The sequence below is a fragment of the Nocardia macrotermitis genome (assembly GCF_009604405.1).
In the GTDB taxonomy this organism is placed as follows: domain Bacteria; phylum Actinomycetota; class Actinomycetes; order Mycobacteriales; family Mycobacteriaceae; genus Nocardia; species Nocardia macrotermitis.
In genome coordinates this window covers 104297-124923 of the sequence record NZ_WEGK01000020.1, presented here as the reverse complement: position 1 = coordinate 124923, position 20627 = coordinate 104297, and the positions used below count along the sequence as shown (strand labels likewise).

Here is a 20627-nt window from a genome sequence, read left to right as displayed (position 1 = left end):
GCCCGTGGAGCCCGGCGGCCAACCCGCCGACCGGGCCACCCAAGATTGCCCGAAAGCCGCTGATCAGCGGCAAACAACCAATCCGAACCCGATCACGCCGGGCCGCAGGCCCGGCGCAAGATCCAGGCTAGGGTGGTGTCCTGTCGCGAGGGGGATTCCGAGAATGACAGCGCTCCTTCGCATTTCGTGTGAACGGAGATTCCGCTGATGACCGATGCCACCGTGGCCGCCCTGCCCGGGAGTGCGCGTACCGGGCGGGTGCGGGCTAGGACGCCTGCACCGGGCTCGGTGTGCCGCAGGGCGAACAGTTGCTGGAGATCGTGCGGCACTACCTGATCTACGGGGACGACTGAGCACGCTGGTTACGATCGGCGGATGTCGCGGCGGTGCGGGACGAGGGCGAAGTGGGTTGCGGTTGGCGTGATCGTCCTGCTCGCGGGCGCTGTGGTGGCGCTGTGGCCGGTTTATGTTCGGCCGCAAGTGGATTCGCCCGCGCGGGCGGATGCGGTCCTGGTGTTGGGCGGGGCGCACGACGGGCGGGAGGAGTTGGGGTTGCGGCTGGCGAGCGAGGGGTATGCGCCGCTGGTGTTGTTCTCGGACCCGTACGAGCGCAGTCCGATGATGAATCGGATCTGTCACGGTGGGTATCGGGTCGAGGTGGAGTGTTTCGATCCGGAGCCGCGGACGACGCTCGGGGAGGGGCGGGTGTTGGCCGAGCGGGCGCGGGCGGGGCGGTGGCGGCGGGTGATCGTGGTGACGTTCACCCCGCACGTGTCGCGGGCGCGGTATGTGCTCGGGAAGTGCTGGGGCGGTGAGATTCTCGTGGTGGACGCGCACCCGCCGATCTCGTTCGGGCGGTGGGCGTACAACTTCCTCTACCAATCCGCGGGGTACGTCAAGGCTGTCACGGAGGACTGTTGAACCCGCAACCCGAGAGGGTGAAGTAACCCATCCGTAACGGCCCGGCAAACGCGGGTGCACATTCGCGAACCACTCTCACCCCTGAGCCTGTTCACGCGGGCCGGGATAGTAGGGAGTTCACGTGGTCGACGTCGACGATCGCCGGGTGCAAGCCACCGCGACGAAGGAAACACTGGAAGACTACACGTTGCGGTTCGCGCCGCGCAGTTATCGGAAATGGAGTCCGGCGGTGGTCGGCGTCTCGGCGCTCGGCGGTATCGCCTATCTGGCCGATTTCTCCATCGGCGCGAATATCGGTATCGCCAACGGCACCGGTAACGCCCTGCTCGGTATCGGCATCTTCGCCGTCGTGATCATGCTGACCGGATTTCCGCTGGCCTACTATGCCGCGCGCTACAACATCGATCTGGATCTGATCACCCGCGGCAGCGGATTCGGCTACTACGGGTCGGTGATCACCAATCTGGTGTTCGCGTCGTTCACGTTCATCTTCTTCGCCACCGAGGGTTCGATCATGGCGCAGGGATTGCAACTGGGACTGCACATTCCGCTGTGGCTGGGTTATCTGGCGTCCACGCTGTTGATCTTCCCGCTGGTCATCTACGGCATGAACACGCTGGCCAAACTCCAGGTCTGGACGACGCCGCTGTGGTTGCTGCTGATGGTGCTGCCGTTCGCGTTCCTGCTGGTGCGGCACCCGGATTCGGTGCACAGCTTCTTCGCCTACGGCGGTAAGGACGGCGGCGGGGTGAGCCTCACGGGTGCGCTGCTGGCCGCGGGGGTGTGCCTGTCGCTGATCGCGCAGATCGCCGAGCAGATCGATTACCTGCGTTTCATGCCGCCGAAAACCCCGGAGAACAAGCGTAAATGGTGGGGCTGGATGCTGCTGGCCGGACCGGGCTGGGTGATCTTCGGTGCGATCAAACAGGTCGTCGGACTTTTCCTCGCGGTCTATCTGATCGCGAATCTGCCGGGCGCGCAGTCCATCGCGAATCAGCCGGTGCATCAGTTCCTGGAGATCTACCGGGATATGGTGCCGGGCTGGCTGGCGATGACGCTCGCGGTGGTGCTCGTGGTGATCAGTCAGATCAAAATCAATGTGACCAACGCGTATTCGGGCTCGCTGGCGTGGACGAACTCCTTCACCCGCGTCACCAAGACCTATCCGGGGCGTCTGGTATTCCTCGGCGTGAATCTGACGATCGCGCTGATTCTCATGGAAGCCAATATGTTCGACTTCCTGAACAATATCCTGGGCTTCTACGCCAACTGCGGTATCGCCTGGATCGTCACCGTCGCAACGGATATCGCGGTCAACAAATATCTGCTGAAGATCTCGCCGAAGCAGCCGGAATTCCGGCGCGGCATGCTGTACAACTTCAACCCGGTCGGCCTGGTCGGATTCGGCGCGGCGGCGGTGCTGTCCATCCTGACATTCTTCGGGGCGTTCGGGGAGACCCTGAAGCCGTACTCACCGATCGTCGCGGTCGTGCTGGCCTTCGTGCTGACCCCGCTCACCGCCGTGCTCACCAAGGGCCGCTACTACCTGCGCCGCACCGACGACGGTATCGACCTGCCGATGTTCGACGAGCACGGCAACCCGTCCGGCGAAACCCTCACCTGCCACGTCACCGGCGTCGACTTCGAACGCCCCGACATGATCGCCTCCGCGATCCCCGGCCCCGAGGGTGAAATCCAGTACATCAGCTCGCTGGCGCTGTCCACGGACAAGTCGGGAGAACACGTCCTGCCAGGTCACTGAGCCGGCGTTATCGGACGCACCCCGTTCGCGGAACCGTGGGCGGGGTGCGGCTCGCGCGTACGGCGCTCTCCAGCCAGGCGATGAAGCGGGCGGCGAGGTCTTTGGCGAGGGCGGGGCGGATGGTGATGGTTCGCCGCGGACTCGACGGTATCGGCCATTGTCGAAGCCGCACCACGAAACCTCATGTGTCGGTTGGGATTCGCGTGGATCGGGCCGAGGCGTCCCCGATTCCACCAACCCCATCGGCCAGCTCGGATCTTCACCCCACCGCCTGGGACGCCTTCACCACCACTCTGCACTCCGGCCGGTTCGACCTCGACGCACTCCTGGTCACTGAGCTATCCTCATCGGTCCGTAGACCTGCGGCCGGGGTGCGACTTTCGCGATAGATGTTGACAGATGTTTGGAAACGGTCACCGTACTCGGCGGCCGGACCGTTGGCACGAGCCACAAAGTCCGCCTGTCCACCCGAGCAACCGATGATGAACTGGTCCACACCACCTGCCCGATAGTCTGCTGCTCAGATGATTGATCACCGGACATGTCACACCCTGGCGGTACGCTACAACTCGGGTTTGGCAGGTAATTACACTGCTGTAATCCCGAGGAGGAGACCTCCCACAGGAGCCGTACCGGGGTCTCGAACAGGCGACTATGCACGGCCCGCTGTCCCTGACCAGGGCATGACACAAGGAGACTGATGCCGAACTTCTATGAGTTCTTCGCTGGTGGAGGGATGGCGCGGGCCGGTCTCGGTGACGGGTGGGCGTGTCTGCTTGCCAACGATATCGATCCCAAGAAGACAAAAAGCTACGAACAGAACTGGGGAGCGAGCGAACTGCACCTGGGCGATGTAGCGGAGTTGACCCTGAAGGAATTGACGAGGAAGCTTGACACACAACGCGCCGACCTGGCATGGGCGTCGTTCCCCTGCCAGGATCTCTCTCTCGCTGGCTCAGGTGCCGGCCTGAACGGCGAGCGTTCCGGTACATTCCGAGCCTTTTGGAAGCAAATCGAGTCTCTGAAAACAGTGGGACGCGCACCCAAGATGGTCGTGCTCGAAAATGTCGTCGGCGCACTGACAGCAGGAAAAAATAGCGAGGGGAAAAACGACGGCCGCGATTTTGTCGAACTAGGCCGCCACCTCTCCGACGGTAATTACCGTTTCGGAGCTGTGATCGTAGATGCAGTACACTGGGTGCCACAATCACGCCCTCGGCTGTTCATTATCGCCATTCACGAGTCGGTACCCATTCCTGCCGATCTCCAGGTAGATACGCCAAGTAGGTATTGGCATCCGAAATCGCTTGTCACGGCGCACGATAGACTGGGCCAGGCATTGGAAGAGATCGACAAGAGATGGATCTGGTGGAGTCTTCCAGCCCCCCCTACGCAGCGACCAGTGTTCAAAAACCTAGAGGCACTGATCGAAAAGAAAGACAACCCCGAAGGGGTTTCCTGGCACACTAGCAAGGAAACTGAAGCGCTCTTCCGTCTAATGAGTGAAACCAGCAAGAAGAAGGTATCCGAGGCGCAACTGCAAACCGAGGACGGCTCTCGGCAGGTTGCTACCGTATATAAACGCATGCGCCCCGAAGGTGAGATCGTAGTTATCGATGGAAAATCTAGAAGGAAAAATATTCAACGCGCAGAGGTCCGTTTCGACAATATCGCCGGATGTCTACGAACCCCCACCGGGGGCAGCAGCCGCCAAACTATTTTGGTGATTCAGAAAGGCAAGGTTCGTTCACGTCTTCTATCCCCTCTCGAAGTAACTCGCCTCATGGGTCTGGAAGACGACTACAAAAAGCCCGATAAATATAACGACACATATCATCTCGCTGGCGATGGTGTAGTTGTCGATGTAGTGCATTTCTTGGCCGAAAACATCCTCGAGCCGACCTTGGCAGCCGCGGAAACCGAGCCGGCGACATTGATTGCATGACCACGATTGATATGACAGCCGCCAATACAGTAAAGTAACTGGGGACCACAAAATAAATTGCATAGGTTCATGGCCATGAAGGAAACGCCCGAACAGCGCAGCCATACGATGCGGTCGGTACGTTCGCAGGACACCGGCCCTGAGATGGCCGTGCGCAGATACCTGCATGCAGCGGGATTGCGATACCGGTTACATGACCGCAGTTTACCCGGCAAACCTGACATCGTATTTCCCAGCCGAAGAGTTATTGTGTTCGTACACGGCTGCTTCTGGCACCAACATCTCGGGTGTCCGGCCTCAGCTCGCCCAGCATCGAACACGGAGTACTGGACGCGCAAGCTCGACCGCAATATTGAGCGAGATATCAGAAATCGCTCCGAGCTTGAGGCGCACGGCTGGAGCGTATTTACTGTCTGGGAGTGTCAGATTCGCCACGAGGATACACTCTCTCAATTGGTAGATTGTATCTCGTCCCACAGCTCTGCCAATAGTAAAGGTGCGCAATACTCATAGCGATTATGCTTGCGCGATCCTGAGTACCAGGAAACTACCCTATGGAGAAAAAGTGCCTACAGCAGATCATCATCCTCCACGAGCAACACGGCTGATACGAAGAGAGCTTGGCATGTTTCTCAACAAGCCGGATCCGAATAAACCTGATAGCCCACTCCGTCGAGCAGGGGCAGGGATCTATGCATTCTACGATTACGACCGCGAGCCAATCTACGTCGGCCAAACCTGCGAAGGGATCGGCACCCGCATCGGTCGTCATCTCACAGGCCAGCGCAGCGACGCGGTTGCAAAATTCGTACTCGACCCTTTTGAGGTGGCGGATGTCGAAGTATGGACACTGCCCGATATAGCCTCTGCGGAAGAAACCACTTCTGTCAAGCGTAGGCTGCTCAACCCATACGAGTACACCGTTTATGAAAAGCTCCGCAATGAGTCCATATTTAAAGCCGTATTAAACGAAAAGGCGACCGATGCAACCGACGCGGTCGAACTACCCAAGAGCATCCGCGGCCGGATAATACCTGCGGAAATTTGGGAGGATCGCGTACATGCCGACGTACGAATTGCACGCCGCGCAAATCATGTCGCACGTTTGGCACAGCTGATCAGCGAACGGCAGGTCGAATACGGGATACGCAATACTCTGCACCTACAGGCTCAGCGCCTAGAATGGCTGAGCAAAAAGAGACTATCCGACTTGAATATACCTGTATGAGCTGTAGCTGGGGTGCGCCTGGCAGCCGTACCCCCACCGTCCTGCACTCCAGCCGGTTCGATCTCCACAGACCCTGAATACAGTTCTGATAACGCAAGCGTTCAGGGACTCAACATATTCCGCCGCAGTTGCCTGAGCGAGCGAGCAACGTTCCCTTGAGTCTCGCACCCTGCAGTTCCTGCGCGACCTGCGCACACCGCGCCATAGTCGGCACCGCCGACCGAAATTCGCGTCCGGTCATACCCGCACACCATCCACAGGACATCCGGGATCTGAACGGAAATGCGCCGCCGTTGTCGGCGTGACGCTGGGCGCTCAAGGCTGCTCAGGACTTGGGCAGCGGGAAGTTCAGGTAGGCGCGCGAAGGGGTCGGCCCGCGCTGGCCCTGGTACTTCGAACCGGCCGCACTGCTTCCGTAAGGGTTCTCGGCCGGGCTGGTGAGGCGCAGCAGGCAGAGTTGGCCGATCTTCATGCCGGGCCAGAGGGTGATCGGCAGGTTCGCGACGTTGGACAGTTCGAGGGTGATGTGGCCGGAGAAGCCGGGGTCGATGAATCCGGCCGTGGAGTGGGTGAGCAGGCCCAGGCGGCCCAGGCTCGATTTCCCCTCGAGGCGACCGGCCAGATCGTCGGGCAGGGTGCAGACCTCGAGGGTCGAGCCCAGCACGAATTCGCCCGGATGCAGGACGAACGGCTCGCCCTCGGTGGGTTCGACCAGGCTGGTCAGCTCGTCCTGGCGCTGCGCCGGATCGATGTGAGTGTAGCGAGTGTTGTTGAACACCCGGAACATTCGGTCCAGCCGCACGTCGATACTGGACGGCTGTACCAGTTTCTCCTCGAACGGCTCCACCCCCAGCCGCCCACTGGCCAGCTCGGCACGAATGTCGCGATCGGAAAGCAGCACGCTGGAATCCTAGTCGCGGCGCTGGGGCCGTCTGTCCAGGGTGCTGAGACGAGGCAGATCCGGCCACATCACCGCACACCGGGCCAGACCCGGCCAGATCGCCACACACCCGGCCAGATCGCCACACACCCGGCCGGTATCGCTGCGCGCCCGGTCCCGGCTCGATGCGACAGCCGGCGTCGTGATGTCACGCGTCATCGAGGGCCTGAACGACGCACGCGCATGGCCTGATCGAACTCGACCGGCCATCAGCACGTGCACCTCCGGCGGAAGGCGACCCGTTTACTTCCCCGGCTGCGACACGGTCCGGTGCCGCAGGGCTGCCGTCGCGAGGTAATCGCCCAGCTCACTGCGCAACACCCGGTCCAGGGATTGCGCGAGGCTGGTATGCACCGCCGTGACGCCCAGTTCCCGCAGGTGGTTGAGCATCTGCGTGGTTTCGGCGATCTCCTCGTTGGATTCGGGCAGCCAGCCGGGGCCGTGCTCGGTGACCAGGTGATCCTTGGCCGCGATGACCATGAGTTCGGCGATGTCGTCGACGCGGCTGATCACCGCCGAGTACAGGTCCAGCAGTTTACGCAGGCCGATGCCGTAGCCGTGCAGTTCGGCGAACGTGGTGAGCAGTTCGGGTTCGGTGAACTCGACCGTCTCCTCGTGCAGCCGGACCAGGCCGAGTTCGCTGAGCCGGGCCAGCAGTTCGGGATCGGGCAGCCCGGCGTCCTGTTCGCCCAGGACTGTTGCGACGAGCTCGCGCGGCACCTCGAGTGTTTCGCCCTTACCCCAGGTCGCGGTGACGGCGTGTTGCAGGCCGAGGATCTCGGTCAGATCCTTGCCGGTCTCCCAGCTGGTGATGAAATCGGCGATGTGCGCGGTGGTGAAGCCACGTTGCAGCAGCGCGTCGATGATCTTGAGACGTTCGAGATGCGATTCGTCGTAGATGAAGGCGCGGCCGCTGCGTTTGCTCGGCACCGGCAGCAGGCCGCGTTCCTGGTAGGCGCGCACATTGCGGGAGGTGGTCCCGGCGGCCCGGGCGAGATCGTCGATGCGGTATTCCGCCATCCGAGGATCTCCATTCCCTTCGCTGCGAGCCGCCGGAGCGCCCGGCCGCGGGGCGCGGCGCGGGCGTACTACTGCTGTCGAGTCTAACCGGTGGCCACCCGCAGCAACCGTCGGTCGCGCGCGGCCGGGGTCAGTTCGAAATCGTCCGGATCCACCCGCGCCAGCTCCCGCGCGTACTGGGTGCCGAAGCCCGGGTACATGGTGGCGTTGAACCCGTCCTCGGTGAGATACCAACTGCGACAACCGGAATTCCACGTGGTGGCGGACAGCCGCCGCTGCAGCCGGGCGTTGTACCGGTCCTGCCGATCGCGGCGCACCTCGAGGGCGTGCAGGTTCCGGTCCAGGATCAGGCCGATGGCGTCGGTCAGATAATCGATCTGCGCCTCCATGTAGACCAGGGCCGAATTGTGCCCGGGGCCGGAGTTGGGGCCGAAGGTGAGGAACAGATTCGGATAGCCCGCCACCGTGACGCTCTTGAAAGCGTAAGCGCCCCTGGACCATTCGTCGGCGAGCACGCGCCCGTCACGTCCGGTGACCGGAACCGGCGAACCGGTCTTGGACACCTCGAAGCCGGTGGCGAACACGATACAGTCGAAGCGGTGCTCGATCCCCTCGGCGGTGCGGATGCCCTTCGGGCTGATCGAGGCGATCGGCCAGGTCACCAGCGTGCAGTTGTCCCGTTGCAACGCCGGGTAGTAGTCGCTGCTCATCAGCAGGCGTTTGCATCCGGCGCGGAAATCCGGCGTCAGCTGGCGACGCAGCCACGGGTCGCGCACCTGAGTTCGCAAGTGCAGCAAGGCAACCTGTTCGACCACCCGGGTCAGCGGGGTGTTCCACACCACGCCCAGCGCGACGGATTCGTGGCCCCAGAACCAGGCCTCGCGGGCCAGGGACTGGGTGATCGGCAGCTGCCGGTAGAGCTGCCTGGTCAGGGCGTTGGTCTGCCGGTTGAGTCGCGGCAGCACCCAGCCGGGCGTGCGCTGGAACACCTTCACCGCGTCGGCCCGCTCGACCAACTCCGGAATGATCTGTACCGCACTGGCTCCCGTGCCGACCACGGCCACCCGCTTACCGGTGAAGTCGTAGTCGTGATCCCAACGGGCGCTGTGGATCTTGTGGCCCTCGAAGGTCTCGATCCCGTCGATCGCGGGCAGGCTCGCATTGGCCAGCGGGCCCGAGGCGAGAACTACGCTGCGCGCCTTGACCTTTCGACGTCTCCCGCTGAACGAGATCGTCCAGGTGCCACTCACCTGGTCGTAGTCGACCCCGGTGACATTGTGGCCGAACCGGATTCGCGGCTCGATCCCGAATTCCCGGACCATCGTATCGATGTACCCGAGAATTTCCGCACTCCCCGAATAGGTCTGCGACCAGTTCGGGTTGGGCGCGAAGGAATAGGAGTACAGCCGCGACGGAATGTCGCACGCCGCACCCGGATAGGTGTTGTCCCGCCAGGTCCCGCCGACGCGATCACCCCGCTCGAAGATCGCGAAGTCTCCGATCCCCTTCTGCCGCAACCTGATCGCCGTGCCGATCCCGGCGAAGCCCGCGCCGATGATCGCCACGTCCAGCAGCTGTGTCTCGCTCATATCGCTCACGCCACCGGCTCGTAGGTCAGTTCCTTCGACCATGTCGGCTGCGGCCGCAGCAGCGCCCTGGGATAGTGCGCGGTCAGCTTCACCATGGCGTCAGCGAACAGGTGATACGGGTGGTCGCGATGCACGACCCAGTTGCTGTGCATCTTGACGAACTGGAACATCGGCAGCCGCCGCACGAACTCGCTGCGCTCCCCCACACTCGCGTACCGCCGCATCGCCCCGTACAGCTTCTCCTCGCTGACGCCCATCGCGACGATGTTGTCCCGCATCTTGTTCAGCAGCGGAATGTAACTCAGCGTGCCGACGATCAGCGAGGGTTTGCACCAGCCGCCCACCATATCGATCGCCAGCTTGCGCACCGGCGCGTGCCCGAGCAGATCCATCACCGCGTAATCGGTTGCCAGATGGCGGGATTCGTCGTTGTTGATCTTCTTGAACACCTCCTGCGCGACCGGGTCGGCAACCTCGTCGGTGATGAACTTGATCAGCGCGCCGTCCAGGGCGACCTCGAGCATCGGGATCACGGTGCCCAGGAAGGACAGCGACATGCCGTCGGAGTACTTGTCCAGGAAGTCGATCACGAGTTTGACGTTGACGTTCGGCTCCGGGATCGCGTCACCGTCGAGCATGCCCCAGCGCCGCATCAGCGCCAGTTCGGCATTGGCGTGCCGCTGCTCCTCGGCGTGGAAATACCGGTAGATCTCCTTGAGTGTCTCGGTCGGAGCCTTCTTGGCCATGGCCGCGAAACCGCGCGCGCCGACGTTCTCGATCCACATCAGATCGGCCATGAAAGGCTTGAGCCGGGCATGCAGATCGGGTTCGATCAGTTCGGTTCCCGGTGCGTCCCAATCGATGTCGGCCAGCGCCCACTGCCGGGACTTGATCTTGGCGAGCATATCGTCGAAGTCGAAAGACATCTCAGACTCCCTGTTTCGTATCATTGACGTCCGCGGCGACCGGTTTCGGATCATCCTGCGGGAGAAGGTGATTCAGCACTCCGAGGCCGTGCGCGTAGAGGGCGGGGAAATGTCGCTTGAGATGCCAGATCAGCTGGGCGTCCAACTGCGGCACCACGTACAGGCGGCCGCGATCGTTGGCGGCGAGGGTGGTGGCGGCCACCTTCTCCGGCGTGAAACCCGTCCAGCGCATGAGGGTTTCGGCCAATTGCTGCGAGCCCGCGGTGATCCGGCCGTCGCGGGCGACGTTGGTGCGCACGAACGTCGGGCACAGCACCGTCACCGCGACGCCGCTCCCGGACAGTTCCGCGGCCAGCGTCTCGGACAGCGACATGACCGCGGCCTTGGACACGTTGTACGGGCCCATCGAGGGCGCGGCGGCGAATCCGGCCGCCGAGGCGACATTGATGATGCCGCCGCGGCCGGCCGCGCGCAGCCGGGGCACGAAGATCTCGCTGCCGTGCACCACACCCCACAGGTTGATGCCCAGCGCCCACTGCCAGTCCTCGAATCCGATCTCCCCCACCGGTTTTCCGCCGATGCCGACGCCCGCGTTGTTGACCACCAGGGTGGGCGGGCCGTCGAAGAGGAGTTCGGCGTGCATCGCCAGACTCTCCACGTCCTGCCGCTTCGAGACGTCGCAGACCACCGCGTGCGCGGGGCGGCCGTGGCTGCGCCGGATCATCGCGACGGTCTCCTGCGCGCGCTGCTCGTCGATGTCGGAGCAGACCACTTCCCCACCGCGCGAAGCCAATTCGAGCGCGAAGGCGCGACCGATACCGCTGCCCGCCCCGGTCACCACGGCCTTGGCGGCGTGCGAGCGACGGTCGCCGCCCAAGAGAGCCGCCACTGTGTCGAAGAGTCCCATGATCAACTCACCCGTTCCCGAATCTGTGCCTCCGCGAGTGCGGAGCGGACGAATTCCGCGGCGCGACGCAGCGCGGGACCCGCCTCGGGGACCAGCAGCGGCAACGCCTGGAAGACATGGATGCGGCCCGGCCACAGCTCGAGCTCGCAGCGCACCCCGGCCGCGTCGGCCATCCCGCGCAGCCGGCGCGCGTCGTCGGAGAGCATCTCCTCCGCGCCGGCCTGCACGAACAGTGGTGGCAGCGCCGCGCCGGGCGGGATCTCCAGCCGCAACCGCGGCGAGTCCGCGGGCTGCCCGCGCGTGTAGAGCCGCACGAGCCGGCGACCGGCGGACGCGGGAGCCATCGGGTCCGGGCGACGCCGGTCCTGCTGCTCGGCCAGGGTGAGAGTGAGATCGATCAGCGGCGAGAACATGAACGCCCCCGCGGGTTGATCGATGCCCGTACGATCGTTGTGCAACAACAGATCCAGGGCCAGATGCCCGCCCGCGGAATCACCGCCGATCACCAGATCCGCTGCCCGGTAACCCTTTTCGAGCAGCCATCGGTATCCGGCCGCGACATCCTCTGCGGCAGCGGGGAATCGATGCTCCGGCGCGAGCCGATAGTCGATCAGGAAGACCGGCAGCCCGGTCGCCTTCGACAGCCGCGAGGCCAGCCCGCGATGCGTCCGCGCCGAACACACCACGTACCCGCTGCCGTGGATGTAGTAGATCGCCTGCTCGCCGTGCTCGACCCCCGCCGCCCGCACCCATTCCCCGCGCAGCCCACCGACTTCGACCTGCACCACCGAGGTCCCCGGCAAGGTCGGCCCGAATGCCGCCATCACCCCCGCGATCAGCCCGCGCCCCGCCCAGATCCCCGCTCGATTGGCGGGCAGCAACCCGTTGACCTGCCGCAATCCGGCCACCGAGGCAACCGCCGCCAGCTGCGCCCGCAACGACGCGGACCGCGGCACCCCGGCACCAGAGGTCCCCATTGACCCTGAACTCGTCATACCCCGAGCATCACAGCGAATGTGCCAGTTGTCAATGGCACATTTGATTCCGCCGTCTTACATTTTCCGGCAATCGCGCCTGCGGCAGATGAGCGGGCGACCGCGCTTACGGCAGACGGCAGACGGCAGACGGCAGACGAAGATGCATCACATACCGGCGATGCGATGCGTCGCCCGTCGCGCACGGCGGCGCGGCGGAACGATGGCGCAGCGGCGCGAGGGCGCGAACAAGACCGCGCCACCGTTGCGCGATCGAGCTCCAGGCAGATCCGGCCGGATGTTCAGCCGCGAGACCTACCGCTATTCGCCTGTGGCACTGTCGCGTTCGTGCGGCACGGTCTGTGTCCGGCGCAGCGACGTCCACGCCTCCAGATCCTCTTCGAGGATCGCGTTGAGGTGCCGCATGGTCCCGCGAGCGAGCGTCTTGCGGTCGCCCCCCTCCGCCTGACGCAGTTCCGTGGTCCGCAGGAGAGCCTGGAGCTGGCCGAGAATCACGCTGCGCTGCACCCACATCTCACGATGCCGATACAGCCCGTCCCACGCCGTGAGCACCCCGATCGAGGCGGCCAGACCGGTGCTGACCAGGCCCAGCCACGGGGCCTGGAACACGGCGACCGCCGCGCCGAGCACCGCGATCAGGCCGTTGGCGACCGCGGTCCACACGACGACGCGTTTCGCGCGGGTCTTCACCACGACACGGGAGCGCTGGTACTCGTTCCGATAGAACGTCAGATAGTGGAGGCTGATCGCCAGCGTGTCGGCCCCCTCCGGCGGCGGCTCGGGGCTGTGCAGCCCGGAGGAGCGAGTTCTGCGCGGCTCATGGTCGGACCGGCCGGACTTGAACATGCATTCCCTGTTCAGAAGAGTGAAGCCGTGCTGTGCGGTGGACCGAAAGTAGCACAAACGGTTGCATTCGGGTGTCATTTGCGACTACTCTGCTTCCTGGACACATTTCTGGTGAGCAGGCTCACCCATCGAGGATTGCGAGGCCCGATGAGCGCACCACACGAAGCCGTCACCAGTCACGCCGAAACGTCCCGGCTACCCGCCTCGGAACTGGCGCGCCAACTCGTGCACAACCTGGGCCCGACCCTGGTCGCACTCCTCGCCGACGTGCGCGACCGCAAGCTGCCCTACAAGTGGTCACAGACCGACGGCCCGCGTCCCCGCGATGCCGCGCTCACCCGCCTGCAGGTGGCCCACCGCTGTTGGAACATGTTGTCCGGCACAGAAAGTGCGGATGTGGCGCGATCCTGGTTCATCGGCGCGAACCCGCACCTGGACGAGGAATCCCCCGCCATCGCGATCCGGGACGGCCGCTATCGCGAAGTGATCACTGCGGCAGTGGCATTCGCACACCACTCCGGCGACTGACGAACACCCGGGATTCCCCCTTCGATACCATCCCTCTATCGGTGTCGACCTGATGAAGGGGGAATGTTGGTGTCCGTCAGCGATATCCACTCCGGCGCCGGTACGAATCGCAGGTGTCCCAAAACCGGCCTGGCACTCGTTTCCTCTTCTCGCCGTGAGGTTTTCCGCCTCGCCAAACCCGTGTACGGGCCGCTCAATCCGATCAGGCGGGTCCCGTCCGGATCGGTGGAGCGCGAGGAGTGGAACAGATACGACGTCGAGGGGCAGCAGACCGTCTACGCGGCAGGCACCATGGAGGGCGCTTACGGTGAACTGCTGGCCCCGTTGCGCCCCAAGCTGCCACGCCGGGCGATCGCGTATTTCGACGACGTGAGCGAGGACGACGAACTCGAATCGCTGATCCGCGAGGAATGGCGCAGCTCCGGCTACCGCGCGCCCGGCGAGGTCGACCTGATGTGGCTGACCGCGCTGCGGCTCTATCGCATCACCCTGCCCGCCCGGGGATGGTTCATCGATATCGAAGCGGCGGCGAGCCTTTCGGCCATCAGCACCACCTACACACCGCGGGTGCTCATCGAACGCGGCGTCACCGACCTCACCGTCGCCGAGTTACGCGGCCCCGCGCGCTGGCTCACCACCGCGATCGCGACCGCCATCTGGCCGGTCACCCTCTACGACGGGACGCTCGCGCACGGCGTGATGTTCGGATCGCGATACGGCAGCGAGTGGACCTGCTGGGCCGTCTGGCTGCGCCGGTCCTGGCGATCGCATCCGAAAGGGCTCGTCACCACCGCCGACGACGGCACCGAGGTCCTGCAACCGGCCCTGAATCCGCCGCTGGAGGCGATCCTGTCGACCTATGGTCTGACCGGAACCTGGTGAGCGTCAAACGGTTTCGGGTTCCGCGCGGAGTTTCCGGGTCGCCGCCGACGTGCGCTCGGGCATTCGGCGGCGCTGTCCGGCACAACCGGTGGTTCAGCCGAGCAGTGCGCGCAGACGACTCGGGGACAGATCGCGAGGTTCGCGGCGGTCGCGGGCGTACTCGGTGACCAACCGCTGGAGCAGATCGTTGATCGGAGTCGGGACGTCGTGCAGGCGGCCGAGGAGGGCGATCTCGCCGTTGAGGTAGTCGACCTCGGCGGAGCCGGTGGCGCGGGCCAGGCTCTGATAGGTGGAGCCGCCGAGGCGAGGGACGCTCGCGATGTATTGGAGTTCCATCCGATCGCCCTGTATCACTTGACGTTCGGATTCGTCGGCGTACGGGATTCCGGCGGCGGCCAGCACGGTTTCGCCCTCGGCTCGGACGCCCTGCCGCAGGTCGTCGGCGGGTTCGTCGGTGTCGTCGAGCAGGGCCAACAGCGCATTGGACAGGTTGTTCAGGAGTTTGCCGTACTTCCAGCGCATCACATCCTCGACGACGGGCGCGAGGAACTCGCTCGCGGCCAGATGCTTGCCGAATTCCGTTATGCTGGAATCACTTCCGTGCGGATAGCGCCCCAGGGTGAGGATGCCGCTCAGGGGCGCGACGTGCAGCACCACCACGCCCGGTTCCAGATGCGTCGCGGGCAGCCACACGCACATCCCGTACACCGTCCGGAAGATCCGCTGGGCGACGCGCTCGTTCTCCACCCCGTTCTGGGCGCACACCAGCGCGAGCCGATCCGCGGCGATCCCGCCACCGGCCACCGGCGCGGCCGCCCACTGCGTCAACGCGGCCACCGTATCCTGCGATTTCACCGCGAGGACCAGCACGTCATCGGCGCGCAACTCACCGAGTTCGCCCGGATCGGCCACGGCCCGCACCGGCAACGTCGTGCTCCCCTCGACCGTCACCAGCCGCAACCCGTCGGCACGCAGAGCCGCCAGATGCGCACCACGGGCAACCAGCACCACGTCGTTCCCGCCCTGAATCAGCCGCCCGCCGATCACACCGCCGACCGCACCCGCCCCGATGATGATGTATCGCATACCGGCGATGCTATGCGCGATCGAGGCCGCGCACACGACCAGCACTCAGCGTGATCGTTACCGTCGGCAACTCACCGAATCGGCGTGCGGCGGCCCGGTTCTCATCACACGGCAGGATCGGCCGGACCGTGGGCGATGGCGTGAAATGCGCTGCGCAACAACGTAGTCCCCTGTTCCGAGAAGGCGTCGGCAAGCCCGTCCAACTGGAGTAAGCGCCGACTGATCACCGTGCCGATGCGGACGACAACGCCGTGACCAGGGAAGTTGCACCACCGAGGTGTCGATCTGCTATCGTCTGTCCAGCCGATAATGGCCGCGCCGGTGTAGTTTAGTGGTAGAACATCAGCTTCCCAAGCTGAGAGTGCGAGTTCGATTCTCGTCACCGGCTCTTCATTTCAGCTCGTGAGCGATCCGCAGGTCAGCACCTTTATCTGCGAGTTTCGGCGCTCTACCGCTCGCCGCATTCATGCGATTCTCCCCCCGCTGTCGTGCCTTTGCCGTGCCCAATCGGCCACCGGGCTACTTCGATCCGTCCGACCAGCGCTTGGCGGGCGGTTTTTACTTTCCCCGTGTCCGGACGGGTCTCACCCGATCCGGACACGCGCAACCCACTCCGCTCAAAGTTCGTGGTAGAAGCCCATGTTCACGCTGCGGGGCGCGGCGCTGTCGGCGATGACGATCTCACCGTGGCCGCCCCTGGGCAGGGTCGCGGTGCTGCCGGTGGGCAGGGCGTACGTGTGCTGGCCCACGACCATCCGTACCTCCGAGGCCGCGTCGGGTTCCGCCTCGGAGACCCGGGTCACCTGCCACGCCCCTTCCGGGCTGCACACGAATTCCAGGTGGACCGGGGAAACGAACACCCAGTCACCGGGGACGACGATCCGGCACACCGATTTGTCGCGCCCGACCCGCAACACGGTCCCCGCTTCGCTCGGGGCGTCGGCCATCATCATTCCGCCCGTGGCGGCCTCGGCCCCGGACACCGTGGCCATGGTCAGTTCGAGCACGTAACTTCTCCTCCAGAGTCATTGCACAGCAAGCAATTTGGTACACCATGCCAGATCCGGAACCGGCATGCCGGACATTGTTCGACTTGTTATCCGGCCGCCCCGCGCACCACCGACGAGGTGAACCCGCACGCCACGACGTGACGGGTCCGTTCACGCTCGCGGCCGCACGTTCACCAGCGTGATATCCCCGCCGTAGTGCTCCAGCACCCGATGGTCCATGACCGCGCGCCACAGCGGCGGAATGCAGGCCAGCACCATCATCGTGGCGTAGCCGTAGGGCAACTGCGGCGCCTCTTCGGCACTGCGCAGCGTCTGGTAGCGGCGGCCGGGATTGGCGTGATGGTCGCTGTGGCGCTGGAGATGGAACAGCAGGACGTTCGTGACGAGCCGGTCGCTGTTCCAACTGTCCCGCGCCGAACATCGCTCGTAGCGGCCGTCCGCCCGCCGCGCGCGCTTCAGGCCGTAATGCTCGAGGTAGTTCACCGTCTCGAGCAGTCCGACGCCGATCACGGCCTGCATCACCAGGAACGGCACGATGACGTATCCGAACACGAGGATCATCGAGCCGAACAGCACGACGGTCAGCGACCACGCCTGCAACAGATTGTTGTCCCGGCTGAACCATCGCTTTCCTTTGCGGGACAGCCGTTCCCGTTCCAGCGCCAGCGCCGACCGGAAACCCCCGAAAATGCTGCGCGGCAGGAATTCCCACAGCGATTCCCCGAATCGGGCGCTCGCCGGATCCGCGGGCGTGGCTACGCGAACATGATGGCCGCGATTGTGTTCGACGTAGAAATGTCCGTAACCGGATTGCGCCAGTGCGATTTTCGCGAGGCGGCGTTCCAGGTGTTCGGCTCGATGACCGAGTTCGTGGGCGGTGTTTATCCCGATGCCCGAGACGATCCCCAGCGTCGCGGTCAACCCCAGTTTGTCGATGAGACTCAGCGCGGGACTCGCCCACAGATGGCCCGCGATCACCAGTCCGGCGAACTGTATCGGCAGGAAAAGGTAAGTGCACCAACGATAGTAGTGATCGTCGGACAACACCGCATAGTCCTGCTCGCTCATATTGCCGCTGTCGCGCCCGACCGCGAGGTCCAGCAGCGGTATCGCCACCAGCACCAGGATCGGGCCGATCCACCAGAACAGCTCGAACCCGGTGAGATGCACCAGTTGCGCCGGGAACAGTGCCGATGCGGGCGCCACCGTACCGAGCACCCAGAGATAACGCTTCCGATCGCGAACAGCGATATTTTTCGTATCCGTCATAACCGTCTCGCCCCACCAAGCCGATAAACGATCAGTCGAAGGCGTGCCCCACACCCTGTAATGCGTCGACTCTCCCACGGTAGCGGCCCCGCGGTCACATGCCAACGAAAAACCGAAAACACCCGTGCGACCGGGGAATTATCACTTTATGACGGAAATTGATCCGCAATAAAAGAGGGACTTTCTCCTCTAGACATACGAACGGGCCGGACCGGGGAAATCATTCCCGCGGTCCGGCCCGTCACCGAATTTCATATATTCGACCCGATATCCCGGCTATCCGGAACGGAATATCGACATACCGACATCGACCGGTCGCGCGGAACCTACGGCAGCGCCGCGCAATTGACCGGTGCGGGCACACCGGCCAGGCGATCGGTCATCCACTGCTGCGAGTCGGCCGCCGACGGGAAGAACGCCAGATCGTGCGTGCCGACGATGCCCGCCATCGGCGGCACCGACGCATCGGCCTGCACCTGCACCGGCGTGCCGTGCCCGCACCAACTCGCGGCCATGGCCCGGACCAGCGGATACGGCATCGAATCGTCGTTCCGCGCGGTGTAGACGCGCACCGGCACCGTCGGGCCCAGACCACCGAGCCGCTGCTCGTCGAACGCCTTCTTCAACGCCGGGGTGCGATCGATGACGGCCGTGATCGGCTGCCCGCTGGTCGTCCACCGGGAGGTGTTCTGCGGCTGCACGATACTGTCGCCGAGCCCGCCGCCGCATTTGCCGATCGAATCGTGCAGGATCGCCTTCCCGGTGTTGTTCAGCGCGGCGTCGAGCGCCGGGCGGGTGTCCGGATAATCGGCGGCGATACCGTTCAGGATCCACGCGATGGCCGGTGCGACACCGGGACGGCCGTCGTTGCGGCCGATATAGAATTCCGGATCCACCAGGGGCGCACCGACATACGCCCCGCGCACGTTCAGGTCGGGCGCGTACTTCGGTTGCAGTTCGGCCGCCGCGGCCGACCCCATACCGCCCTGCGAATAGCCGTAGAGCAGCACGGGCGAACGGGGATTCAACCCGCTGCCGGGCAACCGCAACGCGGCCCGCGCGGAATCCAGCACCGCGTACCCCTGCGTTTTCCGGTTCAGGAAATCGTGGATCCCCGGCGTGCCGAGGTCGTGGTAATCGGTGATCACCACACCCATTCCGCGCGAAAGCATTTGATAGATCGGGGCGAGATCGTATTCGATGATCGCGTCGGCGGGCGGCTGGAATCGCACCACCTGGGACAGCATCGCCGAAGGCGCGCACTGATCGCTCTGCCCCTGGGTGCCGCCGGCATACGCGATCAGCGGGCGTTCCCCGGGCCCGGTCCACGGCTGCGTCGGTTCCAGATAGGTGCCCACCACCGAGGTCGGCGCATTGTTGGTGGTATTGCTGGCGTAGATCATCCGCGTCGAGCTGGCCGGAACGACGCCCGGCATTCCGGGCGCCGAAATATTCACCCGCGACGTGACGGCCCGAATGACGGCCCCCGGGGATTGCGACGACGCCGTCGGCTTCGACCACGCCTGCGGTGTGACGACCGCACCGCCACCGGCCACGATGAGGGTTCCCGCCAATACTGTGACCCAGGCGCGTTTACCACTCCTCATATTCGATCCTTTCTGCGATTGGATTATCCAGAGCAACTGGATCCGGATCGGATACCGAATCCGTGTTCGAGCGCAGAACCGGTCGTACATACAATTCGTGTTACGCGGGCACAGCTTAGGACATGGCGCGCGTTACCCGGCCGGGCGTCGAACGCACCGGCCGGGCGGCGGCACTACTTGATGCAGTCGGTGAGGATCTTCTGGGTGGCGGACTTGGCCTTGGCGGCGTCGTCCTTGCTCAGCCCCATGGTGGCGGAGTCGAGTTTGTTGGTATCGGTGCCGGGCTTGGTCATCAGGCGCAGGCCGTCCTGCGAGATGCCTTCTCCGACATAGATCTTCGCGGCGCAGTCGGCCAGCTTCGGGTCGTTCAGACCGCTGCTCTGCAACGCCTTGGACAGATCCGCCTGGGTGACCTCGGGCTGGGCGTTGCTCGACCCGCAGCCCGCCAGCAGGGGCACGGCGACCAACGCGGCGGCGATCAGCGTAATCCTCAACTGATTTCCTCGATTCTCGTCAAATACGGCTACGGCGGCGACACACAACCGCCGTGGTGATACTGCCGCATCGCACCGCCGGGCGACAGTCGGAGGTGACAATCCACAATCGTGAGGAAGCTATAGATCCATCGCGGCACGCAACGCGGTATCGAGACGTTCGAGGGTCTCCTCGTCGGTCGCGTCCAGCCGTTCGACCAGCCAACCTCGATAGATGCGACCCAGATTGCCCGCGTGCACCCAGCCGTGGCCGGGAATCGGGACGGCCAGGATGTCCTGCGGATCCGCGTCGAGCAGTTCGGCGGCGATCAGCCAGGGACGCGGTGACTCATTGATGCCATCGCTCGAGATCAGGATGACGTTGCGGAGCCGAGGCAGGCCGTGCGGGTTGTACTTCCACAGCTCACCCCTGCGCACGCATCAGCTCCTCGGCGGCCGCGAGCTCGGCCTCCTCCGCGGCCGCGACGGCCGCCGGATCCTCGGGCACCGGACCACAGCCGGTGCGCACCGCCTCACGCCGCGCGGCGCGAGATATCCACGCGGACGGGGACATGCCCGCACGCTGCGCGGCCTGCTCGGCGAACGACCAGGCCGCCGCATCGAGTGACAGCGTCACCTTACGGGTTGCCATACCATTCATCGTACCGCTGAACACCGTCGAAACACACGAAA

21 protein-coding genes and 1 tRNA gene are annotated in these 20627 nt (G+C 64.4%); 8 read left to right on the top strand and 14 right to left on the bottom strand.

All coding sequences use genetic code 11. The features are described 5' to 3' along the window. Positions 1-420 precede the first annotated feature (420 nt). The 5 genes from NRB20_RS33025 to NRB20_RS33005 all read left to right on the top strand — a co-directional run bounded on the left by NRB20_RS33025 (position 421) and on the right by NRB20_RS33005 (position 5856). A complete protein-coding gene (locus NRB20_RS33025; protein WP_319945705.1) occupies positions 421-921 on the top strand; it encodes a YdcF family protein in 501 nt (166 codons plus the stop codon). Between the two features lie 121 nt (positions 922-1042). After that, the gene (locus NRB20_RS33020; protein ID WP_319945704.1) at positions 1043-2683 is read left to right on the top strand and encodes a purine-cytosine permease family protein; all 1641 of its coding nucleotides are present in this window, start codon (positions 1043-1045) and stop codon (positions 2681-2683) included. 700 nt (positions 2684-3383) lie between these two features. Further along, positions 3384-4628, top strand: a complete 1245-nt coding sequence (locus tag NRB20_RS33015) for a DNA cytosine methyltransferase (RefSeq protein WP_153415320.1) — start codon at positions 3384-3386, stop codon at positions 4626-4628. A gap of 69 nt (positions 4629-4697) precedes the next feature. Further along, on the top strand, positions 4698-5141 hold the full coding sequence (locus tag NRB20_RS33010) for a very short patch repair endonuclease (protein ID WP_227834099.1): 444 nt from the start codon (positions 4698-4700) through the stop codon (positions 5139-5141). A gap of 112 nt (positions 5142-5253) precedes the next feature. Next, complete coding sequence (locus tag NRB20_RS33005; RefSeq protein ID WP_153415319.1) at positions 5254-5856, top strand: GIY-YIG nuclease family protein; 603 nt, start codon at positions 5254-5256, stop codon at positions 5854-5856. Positions 5857-6181: 325 nt separating this feature from the next. Here NRB20_RS33005 and dcd read toward each other — a convergent pair whose 3' ends face one another. The 7 genes from dcd to NRB20_RS32970 form a co-directional block, all read right to left on the bottom strand. Continuing rightward, the gene (gene dcd / locus NRB20_RS33000) at positions 6182-6757 is read right to left on the bottom strand and encodes a dCTP deaminase (protein WP_319945703.1); all 576 of its coding nucleotides are present in this window, start codon (positions 6755-6757) and stop codon (positions 6182-6184) included. 282 nt (positions 6758-7039) lie between these two features. Beyond that, positions 7040-7816 carry a MerR family transcriptional regulator gene (locus NRB20_RS32995; RefSeq protein ID WP_153415318.1) on the bottom strand — a complete coding sequence of 259 codons (777 nt, stop codon included), beginning with the start codon at positions 7814-7816 and terminating at the stop codon, positions 7040-7042. Between the two features lie 83 nt (positions 7817-7899). Further along, complete coding sequence (locus tag NRB20_RS32990) at positions 7900-9405, bottom strand: flavin-containing monooxygenase (RefSeq protein WP_153415317.1); 1506 nt, start codon at positions 9403-9405, stop codon at positions 7900-7902. 5 nt (positions 9406-9410) lie between these two features. Further along, the gene (locus NRB20_RS32985; RefSeq protein ID WP_153415316.1) at positions 9411-10331 is read right to left on the bottom strand and encodes a ferritin family protein; all 921 of its coding nucleotides are present in this window, start codon (positions 10329-10331) and stop codon (positions 9411-9413) included. A 1-nt stretch (position 10332) separates the two neighbouring features. Further along, positions 10333-11238 (bottom strand): SDR family NAD(P)-dependent oxidoreductase, encoded by a 906-nt coding sequence (locus NRB20_RS32980; RefSeq protein ID WP_153415315.1) that lies wholly within the window; start codon positions 11236-11238, stop codon positions 10333-10335. A 2-nt stretch (positions 11239-11240) separates the two neighbouring features. Further along, entirely contained in the window at positions 11241-12215 is a 975-nt protein-coding gene (locus NRB20_RS32975; RefSeq protein ID WP_153415314.1) for an alpha/beta hydrolase, read from the bottom strand. A 318-nt stretch (positions 12216-12533) separates the two neighbouring features. Then, positions 12534-13079: an SLATT domain-containing protein gene (locus NRB20_RS32970; protein ID WP_194290094.1), complete on the bottom strand. Its 546-nt coding sequence runs from the start codon at positions 13077-13079 to the stop codon at positions 12534-12536. A gap of 147 nt (positions 13080-13226) precedes the next feature. On the opposite strand from NRB20_RS32970, the gene NRB20_RS32965 reads away from it, so the two are divergent. Both NRB20_RS32965 and NRB20_RS32960 read left to right on the top strand, forming a co-directional pair. Next, positions 13227-13607, top strand: a complete 381-nt coding sequence (locus NRB20_RS32965) for a hypothetical protein (RefSeq protein ID WP_153415312.1) — start codon at positions 13227-13229, stop codon at positions 13605-13607. A gap of 225 nt (positions 13608-13832) precedes the next feature. Then, a complete protein-coding gene (locus NRB20_RS32960; RefSeq protein ID WP_153415311.1) occupies positions 13833-14489 on the top strand; it encodes a hypothetical protein in 657 nt (218 codons plus the stop codon). A gap of 93 nt (positions 14490-14582) precedes the next feature. Here the strand turns inward: NRB20_RS32960 and NRB20_RS32955 are convergent, their stop codons facing one another. After that, on the bottom strand, positions 14583-15575 hold the full coding sequence (locus NRB20_RS32955) for a ketopantoate reductase family protein (protein WP_153415310.1): 993 nt from the start codon (positions 15573-15575) through the stop codon (positions 14583-14585). A gap of 317 nt (positions 15576-15892) precedes the next feature. Between NRB20_RS32955 and NRB20_RS32950 the strand changes: the two genes are divergently transcribed. Beyond that, positions 15893-15963: transfer RNA gene (locus NRB20_RS32950), tRNA-Gly, on the top strand. A gap of 229 nt (positions 15964-16192) precedes the next feature. On the opposite strand, the gene NRB20_RS32945 is transcribed toward NRB20_RS32950, so the two are convergent. From NRB20_RS32945 to NRB20_RS32920, 6 genes are all read right to left on the bottom strand, one after another. Next, positions 16193-16582 (bottom strand): FHA domain-containing protein, encoded by a 390-nt coding sequence (locus tag NRB20_RS32945; RefSeq protein ID WP_227834098.1) that lies wholly within the window; start codon positions 16580-16582, stop codon positions 16193-16195. Between the two features lie 153 nt (positions 16583-16735). After that, the gene (locus NRB20_RS32940; protein WP_153415309.1) at positions 16736-17854 is read right to left on the bottom strand and encodes an alkane 1-monooxygenase; all 1119 of its coding nucleotides are present in this window, start codon (positions 17852-17854) and stop codon (positions 16736-16738) included. A 326-nt stretch (positions 17855-18180) separates the two neighbouring features. Next, a complete protein-coding gene (locus NRB20_RS32935) occupies positions 18181-19461 on the bottom strand; it encodes a lipase family protein (protein ID WP_194290093.1) in 1281 nt (426 codons plus the stop codon). 173 nt (positions 19462-19634) lie between these two features. Then, a complete protein-coding gene (locus NRB20_RS32930; protein ID WP_040828866.1) occupies positions 19635-19955 on the bottom strand; it encodes a hypothetical protein in 321 nt (106 codons plus the stop codon). 120 nt (positions 19956-20075) lie between these two features. Beyond that, a complete protein-coding gene (locus tag NRB20_RS32925) occupies positions 20076-20372 on the bottom strand; it encodes a hypothetical protein (RefSeq protein WP_319945702.1) in 297 nt (98 codons plus the stop codon). Continuing rightward, entirely contained in the window at positions 20359-20586 is a 228-nt protein-coding gene (locus NRB20_RS32920; protein WP_153415307.1) for a hypothetical protein, read from the bottom strand. Before NRB20_RS32920 ends, NRB20_RS32925 begins: the two co-directional genes overlap by 14 nt. Between the last annotated feature and the right edge of the window lie 41 nt (positions 20587-20627).